The 21,004-nt window shown below is 61.2% G+C and carries 23 protein-coding genes; 14 read left to right on the forward strand and 9 right to left on the reverse strand.

Annotated features, from left to right (window positions below; translation table 11 throughout):
* Positions 1-12: 12 nt before the first annotated feature.
* The gene (gene betC / locus BFQ04_RS26810) at positions 13-1,527 is read right to left on the reverse strand and encodes a choline-sulfatase (protein WP_065953360.1); all 1,515 of its coding nucleotides are present in this window, start codon (positions 1,525-1,527) and stop codon (positions 13-15) included.
* Positions 1,528-1,630: 103 nt separating this feature from the next.
* On the opposite strand from betC, the gene BFQ04_RS26815 reads away from it, so the two are divergent.
* The 6 genes from BFQ04_RS26815 to BFQ04_RS26840 all read left to right on the forward strand — a co-directional run bounded on the left by BFQ04_RS26815 (position 1,631) and on the right by BFQ04_RS26840 (position 7,371).
* Positions 1,631-2,581, forward strand: coding sequence for a choline sulfate utilization transcriptional regulator (locus tag BFQ04_RS26815; RefSeq protein ID WP_065953361.1), 951 nt, complete (start codon positions 1,631-1,633; stop codon positions 2,579-2,581).
* 30 nt (positions 2,582-2,611) lie between these two features.
* Positions 2,612-2,938: a DOPA 4,5-dioxygenase family protein gene (locus tag BFQ04_RS26820; protein WP_065953362.1), complete on the forward strand. Its 327-nt coding sequence runs from the start codon at positions 2,612-2,614 to the stop codon at positions 2,936-2,938.
* A 164-nt stretch (positions 2,939-3,102) separates the two neighbouring features.
* Complete coding sequence (locus tag BFQ04_RS26825; RefSeq protein ID WP_065953363.1) at positions 3,103-4,062, forward strand: 2-dehydro-3-deoxygalactonokinase; 960 nt, start codon at positions 3,103-3,105, stop codon at positions 4,060-4,062.
* Between the two features lies 1 nt (position 4,063).
* On the forward strand, positions 4,064-4,684 hold the full coding sequence (locus BFQ04_RS26830; RefSeq protein WP_065953364.1) for a 2-dehydro-3-deoxy-6-phosphogalactonate aldolase: 621 nt from the start codon (positions 4,064-4,066) through the stop codon (positions 4,682-4,684).
* 48 nt (positions 4,685-4,732) lie between these two features.
* Entirely contained in the window at positions 4,733-5,881 is a 1,149-nt protein-coding gene (gene dgoD / locus BFQ04_RS26835) for a galactonate dehydratase (RefSeq protein WP_003187297.1), read from the forward strand.
* Positions 5,882-6,066: 185 nt separating this feature from the next.
* On the forward strand, positions 6,067-7,371 hold the full coding sequence (locus BFQ04_RS26840; RefSeq protein ID WP_065953365.1) for an MFS transporter: 1,305 nt from the start codon (positions 6,067-6,069) through the stop codon (positions 7,369-7,371).
* A 35-nt stretch (positions 7,372-7,406) separates the two neighbouring features.
* On the opposite strand, the gene BFQ04_RS26845 is transcribed toward BFQ04_RS26840, so the two are convergent.
* The 3 genes from BFQ04_RS26845 to trpB all read right to left on the reverse strand — a co-directional run bounded on the left by BFQ04_RS26845 (position 7,407) and on the right by trpB (position 11,275).
* A complete protein-coding gene (locus BFQ04_RS26845) occupies positions 7,407-9,068 on the reverse strand; it encodes an FAD-dependent oxidoreductase (RefSeq protein ID WP_065953366.1) in 1,662 nt (553 codons plus the stop codon).
* Between the two features lie 171 nt (positions 9,069-9,239).
* Positions 9,240-10,049: a tryptophan synthase subunit alpha gene (gene trpA / locus BFQ04_RS26850; protein WP_065953367.1), complete on the reverse strand. Its 810-nt coding sequence runs from the start codon at positions 10,047-10,049 to the stop codon at positions 9,240-9,242.
* Entirely contained in the window at positions 10,049-11,275 is a 1,227-nt protein-coding gene (trpB, locus tag BFQ04_RS26855; RefSeq protein WP_065953368.1) for a tryptophan synthase subunit beta, read from the reverse strand. The genes trpA and trpB overlap by 1 nt, the downstream gene beginning before the upstream one ends.
* 110 nt (positions 11,276-11,385) lie before the next feature.
* On the opposite strand from trpB, the gene BFQ04_RS26860 reads away from it, so the two are divergent.
* Positions 11,386-12,282: a LysR family transcriptional regulator gene (locus BFQ04_RS26860; RefSeq protein WP_065953369.1), complete on the forward strand. Its 897-nt coding sequence runs from the start codon at positions 11,386-11,388 to the stop codon at positions 12,280-12,282.
* Here the strand turns inward: BFQ04_RS26860 and BFQ04_RS26865 are convergent.
* Positions 12,279-12,605 (reverse strand): DUF883 family protein, encoded by a 327-nt coding sequence (locus BFQ04_RS26865; RefSeq protein ID WP_003170746.1) that lies wholly within the window; start codon positions 12,603-12,605, stop codon positions 12,279-12,281. The two genes, BFQ04_RS26860 and BFQ04_RS26865, sit on opposite strands and share 4 nt — an antisense overlap.
* Before the next feature lie 156 nt (positions 12,606-12,761).
* Between BFQ04_RS26865 and BFQ04_RS26870 the strand changes: the two genes are divergently transcribed.
* Together BFQ04_RS26870 and BFQ04_RS26875 are read left to right on the forward strand one after the other, a co-directional pair.
* Entirely contained in the window at positions 12,762-12,977 is a 216-nt protein-coding gene (locus tag BFQ04_RS26870) for a dodecin (protein WP_065953370.1), read from the forward strand.
* Positions 12,978-13,093: 116 nt separating this feature from the next.
* Complete coding sequence (locus BFQ04_RS26875) at positions 13,094-13,318, forward strand: DUF1161 domain-containing protein (RefSeq protein WP_065953371.1); 225 nt, start codon at positions 13,094-13,096, stop codon at positions 13,316-13,318.
* A gap of 60 nt (positions 13,319-13,378) precedes the next feature.
* On the opposite strand, the gene BFQ04_RS26880 is transcribed toward BFQ04_RS26875, so the two are convergent.
* Positions 13,379-14,380: an LLM class flavin-dependent oxidoreductase gene (locus BFQ04_RS26880; RefSeq protein WP_065953372.1), complete on the reverse strand. Its 1,002-nt coding sequence runs from the start codon at positions 14,378-14,380 to the stop codon at positions 13,379-13,381.
* A gap of 215 nt (positions 14,381-14,595) precedes the next feature.
* Here BFQ04_RS26880 and BFQ04_RS26885 point away from each other — a divergent pair, with 215 nt between their 5' ends.
* Together BFQ04_RS26885 and BFQ04_RS26890 are read left to right on the forward strand one after the other, a co-directional pair.
* Entirely contained in the window at positions 14,596-15,027 is a 432-nt protein-coding gene (locus BFQ04_RS26885; protein WP_065953373.1) for an OsmC family protein, read from the forward strand.
* 206 nt (positions 15,028-15,233) lie between these two features.
* Positions 15,234-15,473, forward strand: a complete 240-nt coding sequence (locus BFQ04_RS26890) for a DUF1161 domain-containing protein (RefSeq protein ID WP_065953374.1) — start codon at positions 15,234-15,236, stop codon at positions 15,471-15,473.
* On the opposite strand, the gene BFQ04_RS26895 is transcribed toward BFQ04_RS26890, so the two are convergent.
* Positions 15,474-15,896 carry a PA0061/PA0062 family lipoprotein gene (locus BFQ04_RS26895; RefSeq protein ID WP_065953375.1) on the reverse strand — a complete coding sequence of 141 codons (423 nt, stop codon included), beginning with the start codon at positions 15,894-15,896 and terminating at the stop codon, positions 15,474-15,476.
* Positions 15,897-15,999: 103 nt separating this feature from the next.
* Between BFQ04_RS26895 and BFQ04_RS26900 the strand changes: the two genes are divergently transcribed.
* Entirely contained in the window at positions 16,000-17,043 is a 1,044-nt protein-coding gene (locus tag BFQ04_RS26900) for an aminopeptidase (RefSeq protein WP_065953376.1), read from the forward strand.
* Positions 17,044-17,129: 86 nt separating this feature from the next.
* On the opposite strand, the gene BFQ04_RS26905 is transcribed toward BFQ04_RS26900, so the two are convergent.
* Both BFQ04_RS26905 and BFQ04_RS26910 read right to left on the reverse strand, forming a co-directional pair.
* On the reverse strand, positions 17,130-17,789 hold the full coding sequence (locus BFQ04_RS26905; RefSeq protein WP_065953377.1) for an HAD family hydrolase: 660 nt from the start codon (positions 17,787-17,789) through the stop codon (positions 17,130-17,132).
* Positions 17,786-18,328, reverse strand: coding sequence for a gamma carbonic anhydrase family protein (locus BFQ04_RS26910; protein ID WP_065886751.1), 543 nt, complete (start codon positions 18,326-18,328; stop codon positions 17,786-17,788). Before BFQ04_RS26910 ends, BFQ04_RS26905 begins: the two co-directional genes overlap by 4 nt.
* A 101-nt stretch (positions 18,329-18,429) precedes the next feature.
* Between BFQ04_RS26910 and prlC the strand changes: the two genes are divergently transcribed.
* Both prlC and BFQ04_RS26920 read left to right on the forward strand, forming a co-directional pair.
* On the forward strand, positions 18,430-20,481 hold the full coding sequence (prlC, locus tag BFQ04_RS26915; RefSeq protein ID WP_065953378.1) for an oligopeptidase A: 2,052 nt from the start codon (positions 18,430-18,432) through the stop codon (positions 20,479-20,481).
* Positions 20,478-20,753, forward strand: a complete 276-nt coding sequence (locus BFQ04_RS26920; RefSeq protein ID WP_065953379.1) for a YheV family putative zinc ribbon protein — start codon at positions 20,478-20,480, stop codon at positions 20,751-20,753. Before prlC ends, BFQ04_RS26920 begins: the two co-directional genes overlap by 4 nt.
* Positions 20,754-21,004 lie beyond the last annotated feature (251 nt).

Consider the following 21,004-nt stretch of genomic DNA (forward strand, 5'->3'; position numbering starts at 1 on the left):
TTCCCTCTGTATTTACTGGTTTTGGCAGGGTTGTGGATAACGTGCCTTGCGCTCCAGGTCGTCGAGGTCGATATGGTTGCGCATGTACTGCTGACTGGCGTCCACCAGTGGCTGGTGATCCCAGCTCTTGAGCTTGCCCTGGGACAGTGCCTGGAATACCAGGCGACGGCGGCGTTGGCTGGCGAGCACCTGTTGGTGGATCGCCGGGATGTCCCATTTGGCCCGCGCCTCAGCCAAAAACGCCTCGAACAGTGGCCGGTGTTCAGGTGACTGACCGAGGTTCTCCCGCTCGTGCGGGTCGTTGTGTACATCGAACAGTAGACAAGGGTCGTCTTCGCTGTAGATGAATTTGTAGGCGCCCCGGCGAATCATCATCAGCGGGCTGATGGTGCCTTCGGCCATGTATTCGCCAAACACTTCGTCGTGCCCGCCCTCGCCTTGCAGGTGCGCCAGCAACGAACGGCCATCCAGGGGCAGGCGCGGGTCCAGCTCGCCGCCGGCCAACTCTACCAGGGTGGGCAACAGGTCGGCGGTCGAGACGGCCTGGCACACACGGTGCGCCGCAAATTGCCCCGGCGCACTGACCAACAGCGGCACGCGGGCGGCCATTTCGAACCAGTGCATTTTGTACCAGAGGCCGCGTTCGCCCAGCATGTCGCCGTGATCGCCGGAGAAGATGATGATGGTGTCATCGGCCAGCCCGGTGTCTTCCAGGGTTTGCAGCAGCTTGCCAACATTGCTGTCGATGTAGCTGCACGCGCCGAAATAGGCACGGCGTGCATCGCGGATCTTATCCACAGGCAGCGGCTTGTCCCACAGGTCGTAGACCTTGAGCAAACGCTGGGAGTGCGGGTCGAGATCGCCCTGTGCCGGTGTTTCAGGCAGTGGGATGTCGTTGTCGTCGTACAGGTCCCAGAACGGTTTGGGAATGGTGTAGGGGTCATGGGGATGGGTCATCGACACGGTCAGGCAGAACGGCTGCGCGCCGTCCGCGCGGACATGATCGAACAGATATTGCTGGGCCTTGAACACCACTTCTTCGTCGAAATCCAGCTGGTTGGTGCGCACACATGGCCCGGCTTGCAGCACCGAGGCCATGTTGTGATACCAGGTGGGGCGTACATCCGGTTCGTCCCAGTTCACCGCCCAACCATAGTCGGCCGGGTAGATGTCGCTGGTCAGGCGCTCCTCATAGCCGTGCAACTGGTCGGGACCGCAGAAATGCATCTTGCCCGACAGCGCCGTGCGGTAGCCGAGGCGACGCAGGTAGTGGGCGTAGGTGGGCACATCGGCGGGGAAATCTGCCGCGTTGTCATAGGCGCCAATCTTGCTCGGCAGCTGGCCGCTGACCAACGTAAAGCGCGAAGGCGCGCACAGCGGACTGTTGCAGTAGGCCGCGTCGAAGACCACGCCCTGCTCGGCGAGGCGGCTCAGGTTCGGCAGCTTGATCGGGGAAGGTCCGTAGAACGGCAGCAGCGGCGCGGCCATTTGATCGGCCATGATGAAAAGAATGTTCTTGCGCTTCATGGTTTCTCGGCATTCCATAGGCGGTGTTTATGCCAATGAGCATGCGGTCCATGAAAAACATGGTAAAGCCCATGAAGAACAATGCCTAGGATAAGCACAGCTTATGTATGAAGCGCTGGGTGACCTCTCACTCGACCTGTTGCGCGCGTTCGAAGCAGCTGCGCGGCGGCGCAGTTTCACCGCCGCCGCGATGGAACTGGGTACCACCCAACCGGCCATCAGCCAGCAGATCAAACGGCTTGAAGAGCAGTTGGCGATCCGCTTGTTCGATCGCATCTACCGTGGCATCGAATTGACCGACGCCGGCGCCCTGCTGTTCGAACACGTGCAGGCCGGCCTGCAAACCATCCACCTGGGCCTGGGCACCGTCACCCAGCAGGACCAGCACGAAGTGCTGCAAGTGGCCACCGACTTCGCCTTTGCCGCCTACTGGCTGATGCCGCGCCTGCATCGTTTCCACCAGGACAACCCGCAGGTTGACGTGAGCCTGGTGACCAGCGAGCGCAACCACGCCAGCCTGCGCAGCGACATCGACGTGGCCGTGCTGTTTGGCGATGGACGCTTCAAGCAAGGCGACAGCCTTTGGTTGTTCAACGAGGAAGTGTTCCCGGTGTGCAGCCCGCAGTGGCTCAACAACCAGGCCACTGCGCTGACCGTACAGACCCTGCCGGACTACCCCCTGCTGCACCTGCGTCAGGAAAACAATCGTCAATGGTTCGATTGGGCCGGTGTGTTTCGCGAGCTGGGGATCAGCGCCGCGCCCACCCCTGGCCAGTTGCGTTTCGACAATTACACGCTGCTGATTCAGGCGGCTATTGCCGGCCAGGGCGTCGCGATCGGCTGGCGCCACCTGGTGGATAACCTGCTGGAGCAGAACTGGCTGTGCAGGCCGATCAGCGACACGGTGGTCTCGCGCTTCGGCTATTACGTGGTGCAGCCCCAGCGCAAGCGTCGCGGGCAGTTGGTCGAACGGTTTGTCGATTGGCTGATGGCAGAGCAGGCCAGCAGTGCGCAGTCATTGACCGGGCTGGCCCTGCCGTCGATTGCGGTCTAGGATCGGCGCACAGTGGATCCGGAGTCCGTCATGCAACGTATCAAGGGCTACCACGCCCATATCTACTTCGACGCCAACACCCTCGACCAGGCCCGCACCTTGTGTGAAGACGCGGCAGCGCTGTTCCCGCTGCGCATGGGGCGCGTGCATGAGCGTCCGGTGGGCCCGCACCCGGACTGGAGCTGCCAGTTGGCATTCGAGCCGGAATACATTGGCGTGGTATTGCCGTGGCTGGCGCTGCATCGCAACGGCCTGGTGGTGTTCCTGCACCCCGAGACTGGCGATGACCTGAAGGATCACACCGATTACGCGATCTGGATGGGTGCGATGCGCGAGCTGGATTTGTCGATTTTTTAACCTGTCCAGGCGGCTGCAATGCTCATTTTCCCAAGAATGCGTAGGATTTTTTGCGGCATTTTCCCAATATATGGGACTGTTATTTATATATTGAGATATTACAAAGCTTAGGTTTATATTCGCCCATCTGCTTTTTTCAGCACCCACTCATTTCAGGTGAAGCGATGCAGGCGCAATTGATCGCGCTCGATTGGGGAACCAGCTCCCTTCGTGCTTACAAACTAGGCCCCGCCGGCGTGGTGCTGGAGCAACGCTCACTGGCGTCGGGCATCATGCATTTGCCCAACGAACCGCGTGACATTGCGGGCGTGCGCTGCAGCAATGGTTTCGAGCTGGCCTTCGACACCGCGTGTGGGGACTGGCTCGACGCCCAGCCCGAACTGCCGGTGATTGCCTGCGGCATGGTCGGCAGCGCACAGGGCTGGAGCGAAGCGGCTTATCGCAACACCCCGGTGGATGTGGCCAGCCTGGGCCTGGCGCTGCATAAGGTGCGCAGCGTGCGTGGCGTTGATGTGCATATCGTGCCGGGCGTGATCGAACAGGTCGGCCTGCCCAATGTGATGCGCGGCGAAGAAACCCAGGTGCTCGGTGTGCTGCACGGGCTTGCGAGCGAAGTACTGATCGGCCTGCCGGGCAGCCATTCCAAATGGGTCGAGGTGGTCGAGGGATGTATCACTCACTTCGACACGTTCATGACCGGTGAGCTGTTCGCCGTATTGAGCCAGCACAGCATCCTGGGACGCACCCAGAAATCATCGGAACATTTCCAGACCGAGGCGTTTGATCGCGGCGTGCATGTGGCGCTTTCGGCGGACGGCCAGCGCGGCGTGCTCTCGACCCTGTTCAGTGCCCGCACCCTCGGCCTGACCGCCCAACTGACGCCTGAGCAGCAGCCCGACTACCTGTCCGGCCTGCTGATCGGTCATGAACTCGCCGGTTTACCCGACAGCGCAAAACCCAAGCCGATCGTCCTGGTCGGTGCCGCCCCCCTCTGCGCCCGCTATCAACGTGCCCTCGCGCTTTGCGGCTTCGCCGACGTCAGCCTGGCGCAGGCAGCCAGCGAGCGCGGTTTGTGGCAACTGGCCGTGGCGGCCGGGCTCACTCAACCTGTAACGGAGGCCTGACATGCTTAAAAGAGCACTTGCACAAAACGGTCTGATCGCGATCCTGCGCGGTGTGCGCCCGGACGAAGCCGAAGCCGTCGGCCAGGCGCTGTACCAGGCCGGTTTTCGCGTCATCGAAGTGCCGCTTAACTCGCCGGACCCCTACACCAGCATCCGCACCCTGCGCGACAGCCTGCCCGCCGATTGCCTGATTGGTGCCGGGACGGTGCTGACGCCCGAGCAGGTCGAGCAGGTCAAGGCCGCCGGCGGCCAGGTGATCGTGATGCCCCACAGCGATGCCAAGGTATTGCGGGCGGCGAAAGCAGCCGGCTTGTATCTGTCGCCGGGCGTCGCCACGCCGACCGAAGCCTTTGCCGCACTGGCCGAAGGTGCCGATGTATTGAAGTTGTTTCCGGCCGAGCAAATGGGCCCGGCGGTCATCAAGGCGTGGCTTGCGGTATTGCCGGCGGGCACGTTGCTGCTGCCGGTGGGCGGTATTACGCCGGACAACATGCAAGTGTTCACCGACGCCGGTGCCAAGGGCTTCGGGCTGGGGTCCGGGTTGTTCAAGCCGGGTATGACCGTAGAGCAGGTTGCGAGCCGTGCCCAGGCTTATGTCGCGGCCTGGAAAGCCCTGAGCTGATTTCAAGTTCCGCGCCTGCTGGCGCTGCATCTATAAGAGAGACAACAGATGAAAATCACCAAACTGACGACCTTCATCGTCCCGCCGCGCTGGTGCTTCCTCAAAGTCGAAACCGACCAGGGCGTCACCGGCTGGGGTGAGCCCGTGGTTGAAGGTCGCGCCCACACCGTGGCCGCTGCCGTCGAAGAATTGTCCGACTACCTGATCGGTAAAGACCCACGCAATATCGAAGACATCTGGACTGTGCTCTATCGCGGCGGTTTCTACCGCGGTGGCGCTGTGCACATGAGCGCCCTCGCCGGTATCGACCAGGCGTTGTGGGACATCAAGGGCAAGGCCCTGGGCGTGTCCGTCAGCGACCTGCTGGGCGGCCAGGTGCGTGACAAGATCCGCGTGTATTCATGGATTGGTGGCGACCGCCCCGCCGACACCGCCCGCGCCGCCAAAGAGGCCGTGGCCCGTGGCTTCACTGCGGTGAAAATGAACGGCACCGAAGAGCTGCAGTTTGTCGACAGCTTCGAAAAGGTCGACCTGGCCCTGGCCAACGTCGCTGCCGTGCGTGATGCGGTCGGCCCTAACGTCGGCATTGGCGTCGATTTTCATGGTCGCGTGCACAAGCCCATGGCCAAGGTCCTGATGAAGGAACTGGACCCGTACAAGCTGATGTTCATCGAAGAACCGGTGCTCAGCGAAAACTACGAGGCCCTCAAGGAACTGGCACCGCTGACCAGCACCCCGATTGCCCTGGGCGAGCGGTTGTTCTCGCGCTGGGATTTCAAGCGAGTGCTCAGTGAAGGTTATGTCGACATCATTCAGCCGGATGCGTCCCACGCCGGCGGCATCACCGAAACCCGCAAGATCGCCAACATGGCCGAAGCCTATGACGTGGCCCTGGCCCTGCACTGCCCGCTGGGCCCGATTGCCCTGGCGGCCTGCCTGCAATTGGATGCGGTGTGCTACAACGCGTTTATCCAGGAACAAAGCCTGGGCATTCACTACAACGAGAGCAACGACCTGCTCGACTACGTGCGCGACCCGGGCGTGTTCGATTATGACCAGGGCTTCGTGAAAATCCCCAACGGGCCGGGCCTGGGCATCGAGATCAACGAGGAATACGTGGTCGAGCGCGCGGCCATCGGCCATCGCTGGCGCAACCCGATCTGGCGCCATGCCGACGGCAGTTTCGCCGAGTGGTGATGTTGACTGGCTAAAATGTGGTCAAAAATGTGGGAGGGGGCTTGCCCCCGATGGCGGTGGAACAGCCAGTACATCAGTGGATGACAGACCGCAATCGGGGGCAAGCCCCCTCCCACATTTGATCCGGTTTCTTCAGTCAGCTCAGTTTTTCAGACCTCAATAAACATAAAAAGAGGCACTTCCCCATGCACCCTGAACCCCTCACCGGACAGGCTTCTTTAGTCACGCCCAGCCGAAAGCGCTTCTTCATCATGGTGCTGCTGTTCATCACCGTGGTGATCAACTACCTCGACCGCAGCAACCTGTCGATTGCCGCTCCCGCGCTGACCAGCGAGCTGGGCATCGACCCAGTCCATGTCGGGCTGATTTTCTCGGCGTTCGGCTGGACCTATGCCGCGATGCAGATCCCTGGCGGCTGGTTGGTCGACCGTGTGCCCCCGCGCATTCTCTACACCGTCGCCCTGCTGTTGTGGTCCATCGCCACCGTCATGCTTGGCTTTGCCGCAAGCTTCATCGCATTGTTCGTGTTGCGCATGGCTGTCGGCGCCCTGGAAGCCCCGGCTTATCCGATCAACAGCCGGGTCGTGACCACCTGGTTTCCCGAGCGTGAGCGCGCCACGGCGATTGGCGTCTACACCTCCGGGCAGTTCGTCGGGCTGGCGTTTCTCACCCCCGTGCTGGCGTGGCTGCAGCATGCGTTCGGCTGGCACATGGTGTTCGTCGCCACCGGTGGCGTCGGCATTTTATGGGCGCTGATCTGGTACGCGGTGTACCGCGAGCCCAAGGATTTCAAAGGCGCCAACGCGGCGGAAATCCAGCTGATCCGTGACGGCGGTGGCCTGGTGGATATGCAGGCACACACGGCCAAGGCGCCGTTCAGCTGGGTTGACCTGGGCATTGTGCTGAGCAAGCGCAAGTTATGGGGCATCTACCTGGGGCAGTTCTGCCTGAATTCCACCCTGTGGTTTTTCCTGACCTGGTTCCCGACCTACCTGGTGAAGTATCGCGGCATGGATTTCATCAAGTCCGGTCTGCTCGCTTCACTGCCGTTTCTGGCGGCGTTCGTCGGTGTCCTGTGCTCCGGGATTTTTTCCGACTGGCTGATCCGCCGGGGCGCGTCGGTGGGCTTTGCGCGCAAGTTGCCGATCATTGGCGGGCTGCTGATTTCCACCGCGATCATCGGCGCCAACTACGTGGACTCCACCGCCTGGGTGATAGCGTTCCTGGCGGTGGCGTTTTTCGGCAATGGCCTGGCATCGATCACCTGGTCGCTGGTGTCCACGCTGGCGCCAGCGCGCTTGCTGGGGCTGACCGGTGGCGTGTTCAACTTCATCGGCAACTTGTCAGCCATTGCCACGCCGATCGTGATTGGTTTTCTCGCCAGCGGTGATTCGTTTGCGCCGGCGATTACCTATATCGCAGTGCTGGCGTTGCTTGGCGCGCTTTCCTACGTGTTGCTGGTGGGCAAGGTCGAGCGCATTGAGCTGTGAAATCAGGCGACCGTAAGGTCGCCTTTTTTATCTGTCTACGGCACGGACATCTCGTTACGGAACACATTGTGCGGGTCCCAATGCCGCTTGGTGCGGCGCAGGCGACTTTCTATCGGCGTCTCGGGGCAGAAAATCTTGTACCAAAAGGGGTTTTTAGGGTTGGCCGGATCACCGCCGACGTGGGTCATGTCGAGGTCCGGATAGTTGATATAGCAGCCCTCGAACTGGTCATTGATCGGTACTCCCTGGTCATTGACGAACGCTTGGAAAAACAGTCCCTGAATCCATCGGGCGTGGGCCTGATCCGCCGCCTCGCTGGCATCGTGCCAATAACATTGGGGCTGCCACTTCAGATAGGAGGAGCGTTGCGAAACCGACGACTCCTTGCGCACCGCCGGTGAGGGCTCATTGATGCGCCCGCCAAACGACTGGATTTGTATCAGGCTCTGGGTCAAGTGTTCCTCGGGGGCGTCCAGGTGCAGCGTGTCCCAGATCGCCTGGAGCACCTGAGGGGTGAATTCACCCTTCTGATAGGCCGACTTGTAGCGCCCTCGCAGATTGTCCCCTGAACCATTCAAGGTTTGCTGGCACACCAGCCAATCCAGGCGCCGCGTGGCCGCTAATGCGTCTGGCAATGCACTGATGGTGCGTCCGCTGGCGCCGCCGCTTGGCATATGCACAACGTAAAACGGCACCAGGCATTCCGTCGCGGGCAGGCCAATGGCCGCGAGCATTTTTTCGACGAAATCCACGAAGGGCGCCTGGTCCTCCAGCCCTCCGTCCCGATCGACGTAGTGGATGCCCAGGGTCACATTACCGGTGTGCAGATGGCGCATCTCCAGTTTGGTGGCCAACCCCCAGGTGTCGGGATTGCGCTGGTTAACGGCGAACCAGTTTTGATAGGCGATAAGCAGGTTGTCGAGTCTGGACTTATCGGTCAGCAGCGACCAATCCCATTCCAGCACCAGCCATAGCACTTCCTTCGGCGCCTCGGGCAGTGCCTTGAAGTAGTAGCTGGTGATGATGCCGAATTGACCACCGCCTGCGCCGCAGCACGCCGCGAAGAGGTCGAGCTCGTCAGGGTCTGTGCTGTCTCGCGAGACATGCACAGGTGTCAGGCCGGTTCCCTGTGCATTGGGCACCAACATATCCACACCGTGCAGCCAATCGCACACCAGGCCATGCTTGCGTGACAACAACCCATAGCCGCCCCCGCAGATATGCCCGCCCAGCCCGACCGAATAGCATGAGCCCCCCGGCAGTGTTTTATTGGCCAGCTTGTACAACCTGACGTAGGCGTCCCAGTTCTGCGCACCCGCCTCCAGGCGAAAACCGTAGCGCTCGGGCCGCGCCGGCACCAGCTGGGAAGCGATTTGCCCATCGGCAGCGTAGACCACTTGGTTCAGAGGGCTGATATCCAGGATCGATAACACCTCGTCGCCGTTGCCGGGCATCTTGTTGGAGACGAAACCTTCGTAACAGTGACCACCGCTTCGAACCGTGATACGCCCATCGGTGACCGCCAGCGCCTCGGCGGCGGCGTCGACGATGTCCTGGGGACTGTGGCAGAGGTAGATGCGATTGGCGCCATTGGGCGACGACTCGCCCTGCTGGTTGCCCAATGGCCAGCGCAGGTTGAAGCCTTTTTGCAAGGTGGAATGACGGGGGTCTGAAGACGTGATGAGATCAAATGCCATGATGTACTCCTTAAGAGCCAAAGATGACTTCTGATGCAGCTAACTTAACAACCGAGAGGCAAGAACTGCGGGGGGCTTGCGGAGGCGGTTAGACGACAAGGCGCATGAAGTGCTTGTGGGATGACTGCATGTCACCCCACAAGCCTAGCGCAAGAATCCAGACAGGCGCGCTTACCGACGAGCGTTACGCACGCCTTCCGATAGCGCTGCGCAATGGCTCAATACACCATCGATCGCTTGCTGGTCGCTGCCGGCGCTGGCGATGTGATCGATCAGCGCAGACCCCACCACCACCCCGTCCGCCAGGCGCGCAATGGCCGCCGCTTGCTCCGGCGTACGGATGCCGAAGCCGATGCTGATCGGCAGGTCGGTGTGGCGACGCAGGCGATTCACGGCTTCTTCGACGTGCTCCAGGGTGGCCGCGCCGGCACCGGTCACACCCGCCACCGACACGTAGTACACAAAGCCGGAGCTGCCGTTGAGCACCGTCGGCAGGCGTACGTCGTCGGTGGTCGGCGTGGTCAGGCGGATAAAGTCGATACCCGCCGCCTGGGCCGGATCGCACAGTTCGCCGTTATGTTCAGGCGGCATGTCCACCACGATCAGGCCGTCTACGCCAGCTGCCTTGGCATCGGTGATGAATTGCGGCACACCGTACTTGTGGATCGGGTTGAAGTAGCCCATCAACACCAGCGGCGTGTCGTTGTTGTCTTTGCGGAACTCGCGAACCATCTGCAGGGTTTTCGCCAGGTTCTGCTTGGCCTCCAGCGCACGGATGTTGGCCAATTGGATGGCCGGGCCATCGGCCATCGGGTCGGTGAAGGGCATGCCCAGCTCGATCACGTCGGCTCCGGCAGCGGGCAGGCCCTTGAGGATCGCCAGCGAGGCGTCATAACCCGGGTCGCCGGCGGTGACGAAGGTCACCAGGGCGGCGCGGTTCTGCTCTTTGAGTTGCGCGAAGCGCGTTTGCAGGCGGCTCATCAATGTTTCTCCTGCTGGGACTGTTCCATATGGTGCATGACGGTCTGCATGTCTTTGTCGCCCCGGCCGGACAGGTTGATCACCATCAGGTGGTCCTTGGGCAGGGTCGGTGCGCGTTTGAAGACTTCAGCCAGGGCGTGTGCGCTTTCCAGTGCTGGAATGATCCCTTCCAGGCGGCAGCATTTGTGGAAGGCGTCGAGGGCTTCATCGTCGGTCACCGAGGTGTACTGGACGCGGCCGATGTCGTGCAACCAGGCGTGTTCAGGGCCGATGCCGGGGTAGTCCAGGCCTGCGGAGATCGAGTGCGCGTCGATGATCTGGCCGTCATCGTCCTGCAGCAGGAAGGTGCGGTTGCCGTGCAATACACCGGGTACCCCGCCATTGAGGCTGGCGGCATGCTTGCCGGTTTCGATGCCATGGCCGGCTGCTTCAACGCCGATGATCTCGACGCTGGTGTCATCCAGGAATGGGTGGAACAAGCCCATCGCATTGGAGCCGCCGCCGATGCACGCCACCAGGCTGTCCGGCAGGCGGCCTTCCTGGGCTTGCAATTGGTCGCGGGTTTCCTTGCCGATCACGGCCTGGAAATCGCGCACCATGGCCGGGTACGGGTGCGGGCCGGCCACGGTGCCGATCAGGTAGAAGGTGCTGTCGACATTGGTGACCCAGTCACGCAGGGCTTCGTTCATTGCGTCTTTCAGGGTACCGGTGCCGGCGACCACCGGGATCACTTCAGCGCCCAGCAGCTTCATGCGAAACACGTTGGCCTGTTGGCGTTCGATGTCGGTGGTGCCCATGTAGATCACGCATTGCAGGCCAAAGCGCGCGGCGACGGTGGCAGTGGCCACGCCGTGCATGCCGGCGCCGGTCTCGGCGATGATGCGCTTCTTGCCCATGCGTCGAGCCAGCAGGATCTGGCCGATGCAATTGTTGATCTTGTGCGCCCCGGTATGGTTCAGCTCTTCGCGCTTGAGGTAGATCTTGGCGCCGCCGCAGAACTCGGTCAGGCGTTCAGCGAAGTACAGCGGGCTTGGGCGTCCGACGTAATCGCGCTGGAAGTAGGCCAATTCTTCGTTGAACGCCGGATCGATCTTGGCTGCTTCGTATTCACGGGCCAGTTCGAGGATCAACGGCATCAGGGTTTCAGCGACGTAGCGGCCGCCGAACGCGCCAAACAGGCCGTTGACGTCAGGGCCGTTGCGCAGGTCGGTCTGGGACTGAGTCATGGGACGCTCCAGGAATGAAGGGGTGTGGAAAACAATGAGGACCACTCTACCCCTGCCGCTGCGGGCTGAAAACCGATAAGATCGCCGCAACCTGTCAGGAAAACTCACATATGAGTCGAGATCTTCCGCCGCTCAATGCGCTGCGCGCGTTTGAGGCCACCGCCCGTCTCAGCAGCGTCAGCCAAGCTGCGGAGCAATTGCATGTCACCCATGGCGCAGTCAGTCGCCAGTTGAAAGTGCTGGAAGAACACTTGGGGGTCAGCCTGTTCGTCAAAGACGGGCGCGGCCTTAAACTCACAGATGCGGGGGCAAGGTTGCGCGACGCCAGCGCCGAGGCGTTCGAGCGTCTGCGCGATGTGTGTGCCGAACTCACCCAGCGCAGCGCCGACGCACCGTTTGTACTGGGATGCTCGGGCAGCCTGCTGGCCCGCTGGTTGATCCCGCGTCTGGGGCGCTTGAATGCCGACTTGCCGGACTTGCGTCTGCACCTGTCGGCGGGTGACGGCGATCTCGACCCCAGGCGCCCCGGCCTTGATGCCTTGCTGGTATTCGCCGAGCCACCGTGGCCGGCGGATATGCAGGTGTATGAGCTGGCCAGCGAGCGCATCGGCGCGGTCATGAGTCCACGATTCGCCGGTTACGAGCGCCTGCGCCAGGCACCCGCCCAGGCCTTGCGTGGCGAGCCTCTGTTACACACCACATCGCGCCCGCAGGCCTGGCCCAGCTGGGCGCAGCAACACGGGATCGAGCCCGGCGCGCTGAAATTCGGCCAGGGTTTTGAACATTTGTATTATTTGCTGGAGGCGGCCGTGGCGGGCCTGGGCGTGGCGATTGCGCCTCAACCGCTGGTGGCAGAGGACCTGCGAGCGGGTCGGCTGGTAGCGCCGTGGGGCTTCAGTGAAACTCCGGCGCACCTGGCGTTGTGGCTACCCAAGCGCGCCGCAGATGGGCGCGCCGGGCAATTGGCGCAGTGGCTCAAGGCTGAGCTGGCGCGCCAAATCGTTTAGTCGCCGCGTTTGCACAGCAGGTAAGCCGCCAGCAGACCCAGTGCACCGACAGCGACGCCGGCTGTGGTCCATGGGTGCTCTTGTGCGTAGTCGCGAGTGGCAACGCCGGTTTCGCGGATTTTGACTTTGCTTTCTTCGTAGGCATCGCTGATCAGGTGGCGAGAGTGCTTGAGGGCATTCTCGGCATTGCTTTTGAGGGCCTTCAGCGTTTTGCGCGACTCATCGGATGCGTCGTCCTTGAGGCTCTCGAGGGATTTGAGCAGGCTCGAAATCTCGGCTTCCATGCTTTCCAGCGACGCTTTGCGTAAAGAAGTGTTGGCCATGTGGACATCTCCTGAAGTGATTGAGTGGCGTGTGTAGATACCGACTGCGGCCGTTTCAGAAAGTGCATTAAATCTGAACTTTCGTAGCCAAGCGGTCGCCTCAAGCAGTACGAATATTCACTGCTAGTCTTGATTGACGACCCTAGGAGAAATGCCATGAGCGAACATCACACCTACAAGAAAGTCGAATTGGTCGGCTCATCCACCACCACCATCGAAGATGCGATCCAGAATGCCCTGGCCGAAGCCAGCAAAAGCCTCAAGCATCTGGAGTGGTTTGAAGTGACTGAAACACGTGGGCATATCGAGAATGGCAAGGTCGCGCACTATCAGGTCACTCTCAAGGTGGGATTCCGAATTGCCACTAGTTGATCGGGCGCGTGGAACTTTGATCGCTGGCCGATTGCCATAACCTGCGCTACACCCAATGCATGCCGACGCCTTAAGCGTCGGCATGCTCTTTTCGACCAGCGCAAGGAAAGTATCGGATGAAGAAGTTCTTGTTGGCGGTAGGTTTGTTGAGCATTGCAGGTACGGCCCTGGCGGCGGGCAAACCTTGTGACGAGCTGAAAAGCGAACTCGCGGCAAAGCTTGATGCCAAGGGCGTTCAGCACTATTCGCTGGATGTTGTGGACAAAGGCGCTGCCGCCGATGGCCAAGTGATTGGCAGTTGCGAAGGCGGCACCAAGGAAATCGTCTACAAGCGCGGTTAATCCCGTGTTGCAGACCTGAAAAACCGACGCAGGCGCGTCGGTTTTTTTTCGTCTGGGGGTTTAGCCCTTCATCACCTGCGCCAGCAGCTCGTAGGAATGAATCCGATCGGCATGCTCATACAGGTCGCAGGTAAAGATCAGTTCGTCGGCGCCGGTCTGTTCGATCAGCACCTGCAGTTTGGCGCGGATTTTCGCCGGGCTGCCCACCATCGCCAGGCCGAGGAAACTGCCCACCGCCTCTTTCTCGTGGGGCAGCCACAGGCCGTCCATGCTTTTCACCGGCGGGCGCTGCACCAGGCTTTGCCCACGCATCAGCGCGAGAATGCGCTGGTACACCGAGGTGGCCAGGTAGTCGGCCTGTTCATCGGTGTCAGCGGCGACCAGCGGAATGCCGAGCATCACGTAGGGCTTGTCCAGCACGGCCGACGGCGTGAAGTGATTGCGGTACACCCGAATCGCTTCATGCATCAGGCGCGGTGCGAAATGTGAGGCGAAGGCGTAGGGCAAGCCACGTTCACCGGCCAATTGCGCGCTGAACAGGCTCGAGCCCAGCAACCATACCGGCACGTTGGTGCCGGTGCCCGGTACCGCGATCACTCGCTGATCGGGCGTGCGCGGTCCGAGGTAGGCCATCAGCTCGGCCACGTCTTGCGGGAAGTCGTCCGCGCTGCCGGAGCGTTCACGGCGCAGGGCGCGGGCGGTCATCTGGTCGGAACCGGGCGCACGGCCAAGGCCCAGGTCGATACGGCCAGGGTACAGGCTCTCCAGGGTGCCGAACTGCTCGGCGATCACCAGCGGCGCGTGGTTGGGCAGCATCACCCCGCCGGAGCCGACACGGATGGTCGAGGTCCCACCGGCCAGGTAGCCGAGCAACACCGACGTGGCCGAGCTGGCGATACCGTCCATATTGTGGTGTTCGGCCACCCAGAAACGGTTATAGCCGAGCTTTTCCACATGCTGGGCAAGGTCCAGGGAATTGCGCAGCGATTGCGCCGCACTGCCATTGGCGCGCACGGGCACCAGGTCGAGGGTCGAGAACTTTACGTCGGACAGCGATTTCATAGCCTGCTTCTCCAATAGGGGCGCAGGCTTCTTAGACGAACTAAAACCTGCCGCTTCATGTGCATGTTCTATGCAATGAGGGCATATACCCGAGATTCAATAGCAGTTATGAAATTTCCTACTTATTTGGTAGGTCTTTCCGACAAGATGAACTTTGCCATGGCGTCTATCCTCAGAACCTTACCGACGCAAAACCACCGTTCGAGGAGAAAGCTATGAGTATCGTTAAAAAGGCATCCGCGCATTGGGAAGGTGATCTGAAGACCGGCCTGGGTTCCATTTCCACCGAGACCGGCGTGCTGCGCGAAGCGCCCTATGGCTTCAAGGCCCGTTTCGAAGGCGGCAAGGGTACCAACCCTGAAGAGCTGATCGGTGCGGCCCACGCCGGCTGTTTCTCTATGGCGTTTTCCATGATTCTCGGCGATGCAGGCCTTAAGGCTGACAGCATCGACACCGAAGCCCAGGTGACGCTCGATCAGGTCGAGGGCGGTTTTGCGATTACCGCTGTGCATCTGGTGCTTAAAGCCAAGATTCCGGGCGCCAGCCAGGCGCAGTTCGACGAACTGAGCAAAAAGGCCAAGGAAGGGTGCCCGGTATCCAAAGTGCTGAACGCAACCATCACCCTGGATGCCACGCTGGTGAGCTAACCCCAGGATCGTGTGGGAGGGGGCTTGCTCCGGATAGCAGAGTGTCAGTCGAAGCATATATGACTGATGCACCGCTGTCGGGAGCAAGCTCCCTCCCACATTTTTTGTTCTGCGTTAAATAAGAACTCGTGTTTCCTAAATGTGGTCCTATAGCCTATGCAGCCTAGACGCACACCCGTGCGCAATGCATTCAGGGAGCTACACACATGAAACGTTTTGCTTTGGCGGTCATCTGCGGCGTATTGGCCACTTCGGCTGTGGCCGCGCCAAAAGACTGCGAAGAGCTCCGCAAGGAAATCGAAGTAAACATCCAGGCCAAGGCGATCCCGTCCTATACCCTGGAAATCATCACGGCCGAGGAAGCCAAGAATCACGACAGCGCCATGATCGTCGGCACGTGCGAAAACGGCACCAAGCGCATCCTCTACCAGAAGAACAACGACTGATCAGATGCAGTTCACGCTGCGCTCTTCAGCCAGCAACTGGCGCGTCGAGTCATATAGGCGGATGTTGGGCGTGAACGCCAGTGAGCGCCCTTCCAGTACGTAGCGCTGGCCGGCCTGGAAGTGGTCGTACTGCAAGGTCATGAAGCAGGTTCGGTACATCATCTGGCTGAGCCCCCCCAACCCACCACCGGCGGGCACTTCGAAGTCGAAGCGCACCATCAGTTCGTGGGCCCCGGGCGGCATTTGGAAATAGCGCCCGTCTTCGAGGTTTTTCCCGTCCAGGCGCTGAGCCATGACCAATTTGGCGCCCGGGGTGGGTGTGGTGAAATCCACCCAGGCCTGCTGCGGGTCCACGGGTGGGATCGGCGTCGATGCACAAGCGCTGAGCAACAGGGCGGCGACGGGATACAAAAGCTGGCGCATGGCAGGTACTCAACGCGAGAAGATATTTTGAGTATAAACACGCCATCACGCGGAACATTCAAATTCACTTCACGCGCACCCACTACCCAGGAGCAGTCGCGGCATGATCAGGCGTTTTCTTCCAGGGTTGATGGTTATGTTGCTCAGCGGCTGCTCCAGCGTCAGTTACTACGGCCAGTTAGCAAGTGGCCAGTGGCAACTGCTGCGGGCGCGGGAACCGGTGGCCGAGGTCATCGCCGATCCGGCCCGTCCTCAATCGTTGCGTGAGCATCTGCTTCAATCCCAGAAGGCCCGCGCGTTCGCCAGCGAACAGCTGTACTTGCCCGACAATCAAAGCTACCGGCTGTATGCCGATATTGGTCGACCCTATGTGGTGTGGAATGTCTTCGCCACGCAGGAATTTTCTTTGTCTGCGCAAAACCACTGCTTCCCCATCGCCGGTTGCGTGGCCTACCGCGGCTATTACAGCCAGGGTGCGGCGCGTGGCGAGGCGGCGTTGCTGCGCCAACAAGGCATGGACGTGGCGATTGGCGGCGTCGAAGCCTATTCCACGCTGGGCTGGTTCAACGACCCGATCATCAGTTCGATGATGAACTGGGGCGATGAGCGTTTGGCCACGCTGATCTTCCACGAGCTGGCGCATCAGCGCGTCTACGTGAAGGACGACACCGAATTCAATGAGTCATTCGCCAGCTTTGTCGAGCAGGAAGGTACGCGGCAATGGCGCGCCGCGCGTGGCCTGGCGCCGCTGAGCGATGCGACGTTGCAGCAGCGCGACCGGTTTACCCAGTTGATACTCGATACCCGCAAACGCCTGGAAAACCTCTACGCCCAGCCGTTGGCGGCCGATGTGATGCGCCAGGCCAAGGCCGCGCAGTTCGAACGCCTGCGCAGGGAGTACCGCCAACTGCGCGACAGCCAGTGGGGCGGCGACAAGCGTTATGACGCGTGGATCAACCAGCCGATGAACAACGCGCGGCTGCTGCCGTTCGGGCTGTACGACCAGTGGGTGCCGGCGTTTGCGGCGTTGTTTGCGCAGGAAGGGCGGGATTGGGTGAAATTCTATGGGGCGGTGGAGAAGTTGGGAGGGTTGCCGGTGGAGCAGCGCAGGGCGGTGTTGAGGCAGTTGGAGAAAGCTGCTCTTTAGGGCCTCATCGGGGGCAAGCCCCCTCCCACATTTTGAGCGGTGTACACAGGTCAATTGTGGGAGGGGGCTTGCCCCCGATGGCGGCCTCAAGGCCGCTGCAAAAATGCCTGATGCATGTCTGCCAACGTCTCAAAATGCCAGGTCGGCGCTTCGGCATTCAGCTCTTCAAAGCTGCCAAACCCATAGCCTACCGCCGCCGAGTCGAGCCCATTGCTGCGCGCGCCGATCAGGTCATGCTTGCGATCACCGATCATCAAGGTGGTGGCCGGGTCCAGCCCTTCTTCACGCACCAGGTGGGCGATCAGCTCGACCTTGTTGGTGCGCGTGCCATCCATCTCGCTGCCGTAAATCACCTTGAAGTGCTTGGCAAAGTCGAAATGCCGCGCGATCTCGCGGGCGAATTCCCACGGCTTGGATGTCGCCACATACAGTTGGCGGCCCTGGCGGTTCAGTTCTTCCAGCAAGGGCATCACGCCGTCGAATATCTGGTTTTCATAAAGTCCGGTGACCTTGAAGCGCTCGCGATAGAAATTCACCGCTTCCCACGCCTTGGCCTCGTCGAAGCCATAGAACTGCATGAACGCCTGCAGCAACGGCGGGCCGATGAAGTGTTCGAGCCGGGTCAGGTCCGGCTCGTCGATGTCCAGTTTGCCGAGGGCGTACTGGATCGACCGGGTGATGCCCTCGCGCGGGTCGGTGAGGGTGCCATCCAGGTCGAACAGCACGGTCTGGTGGTGCAGGGTCATTGGTCGAATCCTTGCGCGATGTGCAGGTCTTTGAGCTTCACGTAGTTCGCCGCGCTGTAGGTGAAAAAGGCACGCTCCTTGTCGGTCAGTGGGCGGACCTGTTTAACCGGACTGCCAACATACAAAAAGCCGCTGTCGAGTTTCTTGCCCGGCGGCACCAGACTGCCGGCCCCAATGATCACGTCATCCTCCACCACTGCGCCGTCCATGACGATGCTGCCCATGCCAATCAGGATGCGGCTGCCCACGGTGCAGCCATGCAGCATGACTTTGTGAGCGATGGTGACGTCGTCACCGATCAACAGCGGGAAACCGTCCGGGTTGAACGGGCCGGCGTGGGTGATGTGCAGGACACAGCCGTCCTGCACGCTGGTGCGCGCACCGATACGGATACGGTGCATGTCGCCGCGAATAACCGTCAATGGCCAGACCGAGCTGTCGGCGCCGATTTCGACATCGCCGATCACCACCGCCGAAACATCGACAAAAGCCCCGGTGCCCAGGGTTGGCGTGTGATTCTGATAGGTGCGAAGGGTCACGATAGCCTCTCTCTGTTGTACTGATAGCTGCGGTGGGTGTTGATTGTAATTAAGATGGCCCCATCTTTGTCTTATCTGTTTCTTCAGCCAAGGTGCCAACCGTGAGCGCGAACAACCCCCTTCTGCAGCCCTACGACCTGCCGCCGTTCTCGGCGATCCGTGCCGAGCATGTCCAGCCGGCCATCGAACAGATCCTGGCCGACAACCGTGCAGCGATCGCAGACATCCTGCAAAGCCAGGGCAAAAATCCGACATGGGCGGGTCTGGTCCTGGCCATGGACGAGCTCAACGATCGCCTCGGCGCGGCCTGGAGCCCTGTCAGCCACCTCAATGCGGTGTGTAACAGCGCCGAGCTGCGCGAAGCCTATGAGGCGTGCCTGCCGGCATTGAGCGCCTATTCCACCGAGATGGGGCAGAACCGTGAACTGTTCCAGGCCTTCGAAGCCCTGGCCAACAGCCCGGAGGCCGCTGGTTTCGATGTGGCGCAAAAAACCATCCTGGAACACGCCCTGCGCGACTTCCGCCTGTCGGGTATCGATTTGCCGCCCGAGCAGCAGAAGCGCTACGCCGAAGTGCAAAGCAAGCTGTCGGAGCTGGGCAGCAAATTCTCCAACCAGTTGCTGGACGCTACCCAGGCCTGGACCCGGCACGTCAGCGACGAAGCCACCCTCGCCGGCCTGACCGATTCGGCCAAGGCGCAAATGGCCGCCGCCGCCCAGGCCAAAGGTCTCGATGGCTGGCTGATCACTCTCGAATTTCCGAGCTATTACGCGGTAATGACCTACGCCCAGGACCGTACCCTGCGTGAAGAAGTCTACGCGGCCTACTGCACCCGCGCGTCGGACCAGGGCCCGAATGCCGGTCAGAACGATAACGGCCCGGTGATGGAACAGATCCTCGACTTGCGTCAGGAACTGGCTCAATTGCTGGGCTACGCGTCGTTTGCCGAACTGAGCCTGGCCACTAAAATGGCCGAGTCGAGCGATCAGGTGCTGAGTTTCCTGCGCGACCTGGCCCGGCGCAGCAAGCCGTTCGCGACCCAGGACCTGCAGCAGCTCAAGGCCTACGCCGCCGAACAAGGTTGTGCCGACCTGCAAAGTTGGGACAGCGGTTTCTACGGCGAAAAACTGCGCGAGCAGCGCTACAGCGTGTCCCAGGAAGCCCTGCGCGCCTACTTCCCGATCGACAAGGTGCTGGGCGGCCTGTTCGCCATTGTGCAGCGCCTGTATGGCATCGAAATCGCCGAGCAGAAAGGTTTCGACGCCTGGCACCCGGACGTGCGCCTGTTCGAGATCAAGGAAAACGGCCAGCACGTCGGCCGCTTCTTCTTTGACTTGTATGCCCGCGCCAACAAGCGTGGCGGTGCCTGGATGGACGGCGCCCGCGACCGCCGCCGCACCGTCGATGGCGTGCTGCAAAGCCCGGTGGCCAACCTGGTGTGCAACTTCACCCCGGCCGACAGTGGCAAGCCTGCCCTGCTGACCCACGATGAAGTCACCACCCTGTTCCACGAATTCGGCCATGGCCTGCACCACCTGTTGACCTGCGTTGAACACGCCGGCGTATCCGGTATCAACGGCGTCGCCTGGGATGCGGTGGAGTTGCCGAGCCAGTTCATGGAGAACTGGTGCTGGGAGCCTGAAGGCCTGGCGCTGATTTCCGGTCATTACGAAACCGGTGAACCGTTGCCCCAGGACCTGCTGGAAAAAATGCTCGCGGCGAAGAATTTCCAGTCCGGCCTGATGATGGTGCGCCAGCTGGAGTTCTCGATGTTCGACTTCGAACTGCACGCCACCCACGGCGACGGTCGCAGTGTGGCGCAGGTGCTGGAAGGTGTGCGCGATGAGGTCTCGGTGATGCGTCCGCCGGCCTACAATCGTTTCCCCAATAGCTTTGCGCATATCTTCGCCGGCGGTTATGCGGCGGGTTACTACAGCTACAAGTGGGCCGAAGTGCTCTCGGCGGATGCCTTCTCCAAGTTCGAAGAAGACGGCGTGCTCAATGCGCAGACCGGCCGCGCCTTCCGGGAAGCGATTCTCGCACGGGGCGGTTCCCAGGAACCGATGGTGTTGTTCGTCGACTTCCGCGGACGGGCGCCGTCGATTGACGCACTCTTGCGCCACAGCGGCCTGAGTGAGGACGCGGCAGCATGAGTGAAGGGCCTGTGATTACCAAAAAGCAATTCATCGCCGGGGCGGTCTGCCCGGCGTGCAGCGAGCCGGACAAGCTGAAGATGTGGACCGAAGACGACGTGCCGCACCGCGAATGTGTGGCCTGCGGCTATACCGATACGCTCAATGACCAGGGGCTGTCAGTGCCCAGGGAGCTGGGTACGCGGGTCAATACCTCGGCCTTGAAAGCGCCGGCCGACCCTAAGGTGCAAGCGGTGCAGTTCTTCCCCAATCCAAAGCTGAAAAAAGACTAGCAGCCTTACGCCGATCCAAGATGTGGGAGGGGGGCTTGCCCCTGTGACGGCCGGACAGCCGACGCGGTTCTACCTGACACGCCGAGGTCCAAATGTGGGAGGGGCTTGCCCCTGTGACGGCCGGACAGCCGACGCGGTTCTACCTGACACTCCGAGGTCCAAATGTGGGAGGGGGCTTGCCCCCGATGGCGGCCTCTGGGCCGACCAGGATGCTGGATTGGAACGAGTACATATCCGTTTCTGCGTAACGG

The organism is Pseudomonas sp. 37 R 15, from assembly GCF_900004865.1.
Lineage (GTDB): Bacteria > Pseudomonadota > Gammaproteobacteria > Pseudomonadales > Pseudomonadaceae > Aquipseudomonas > Aquipseudomonas fluorescens_AM.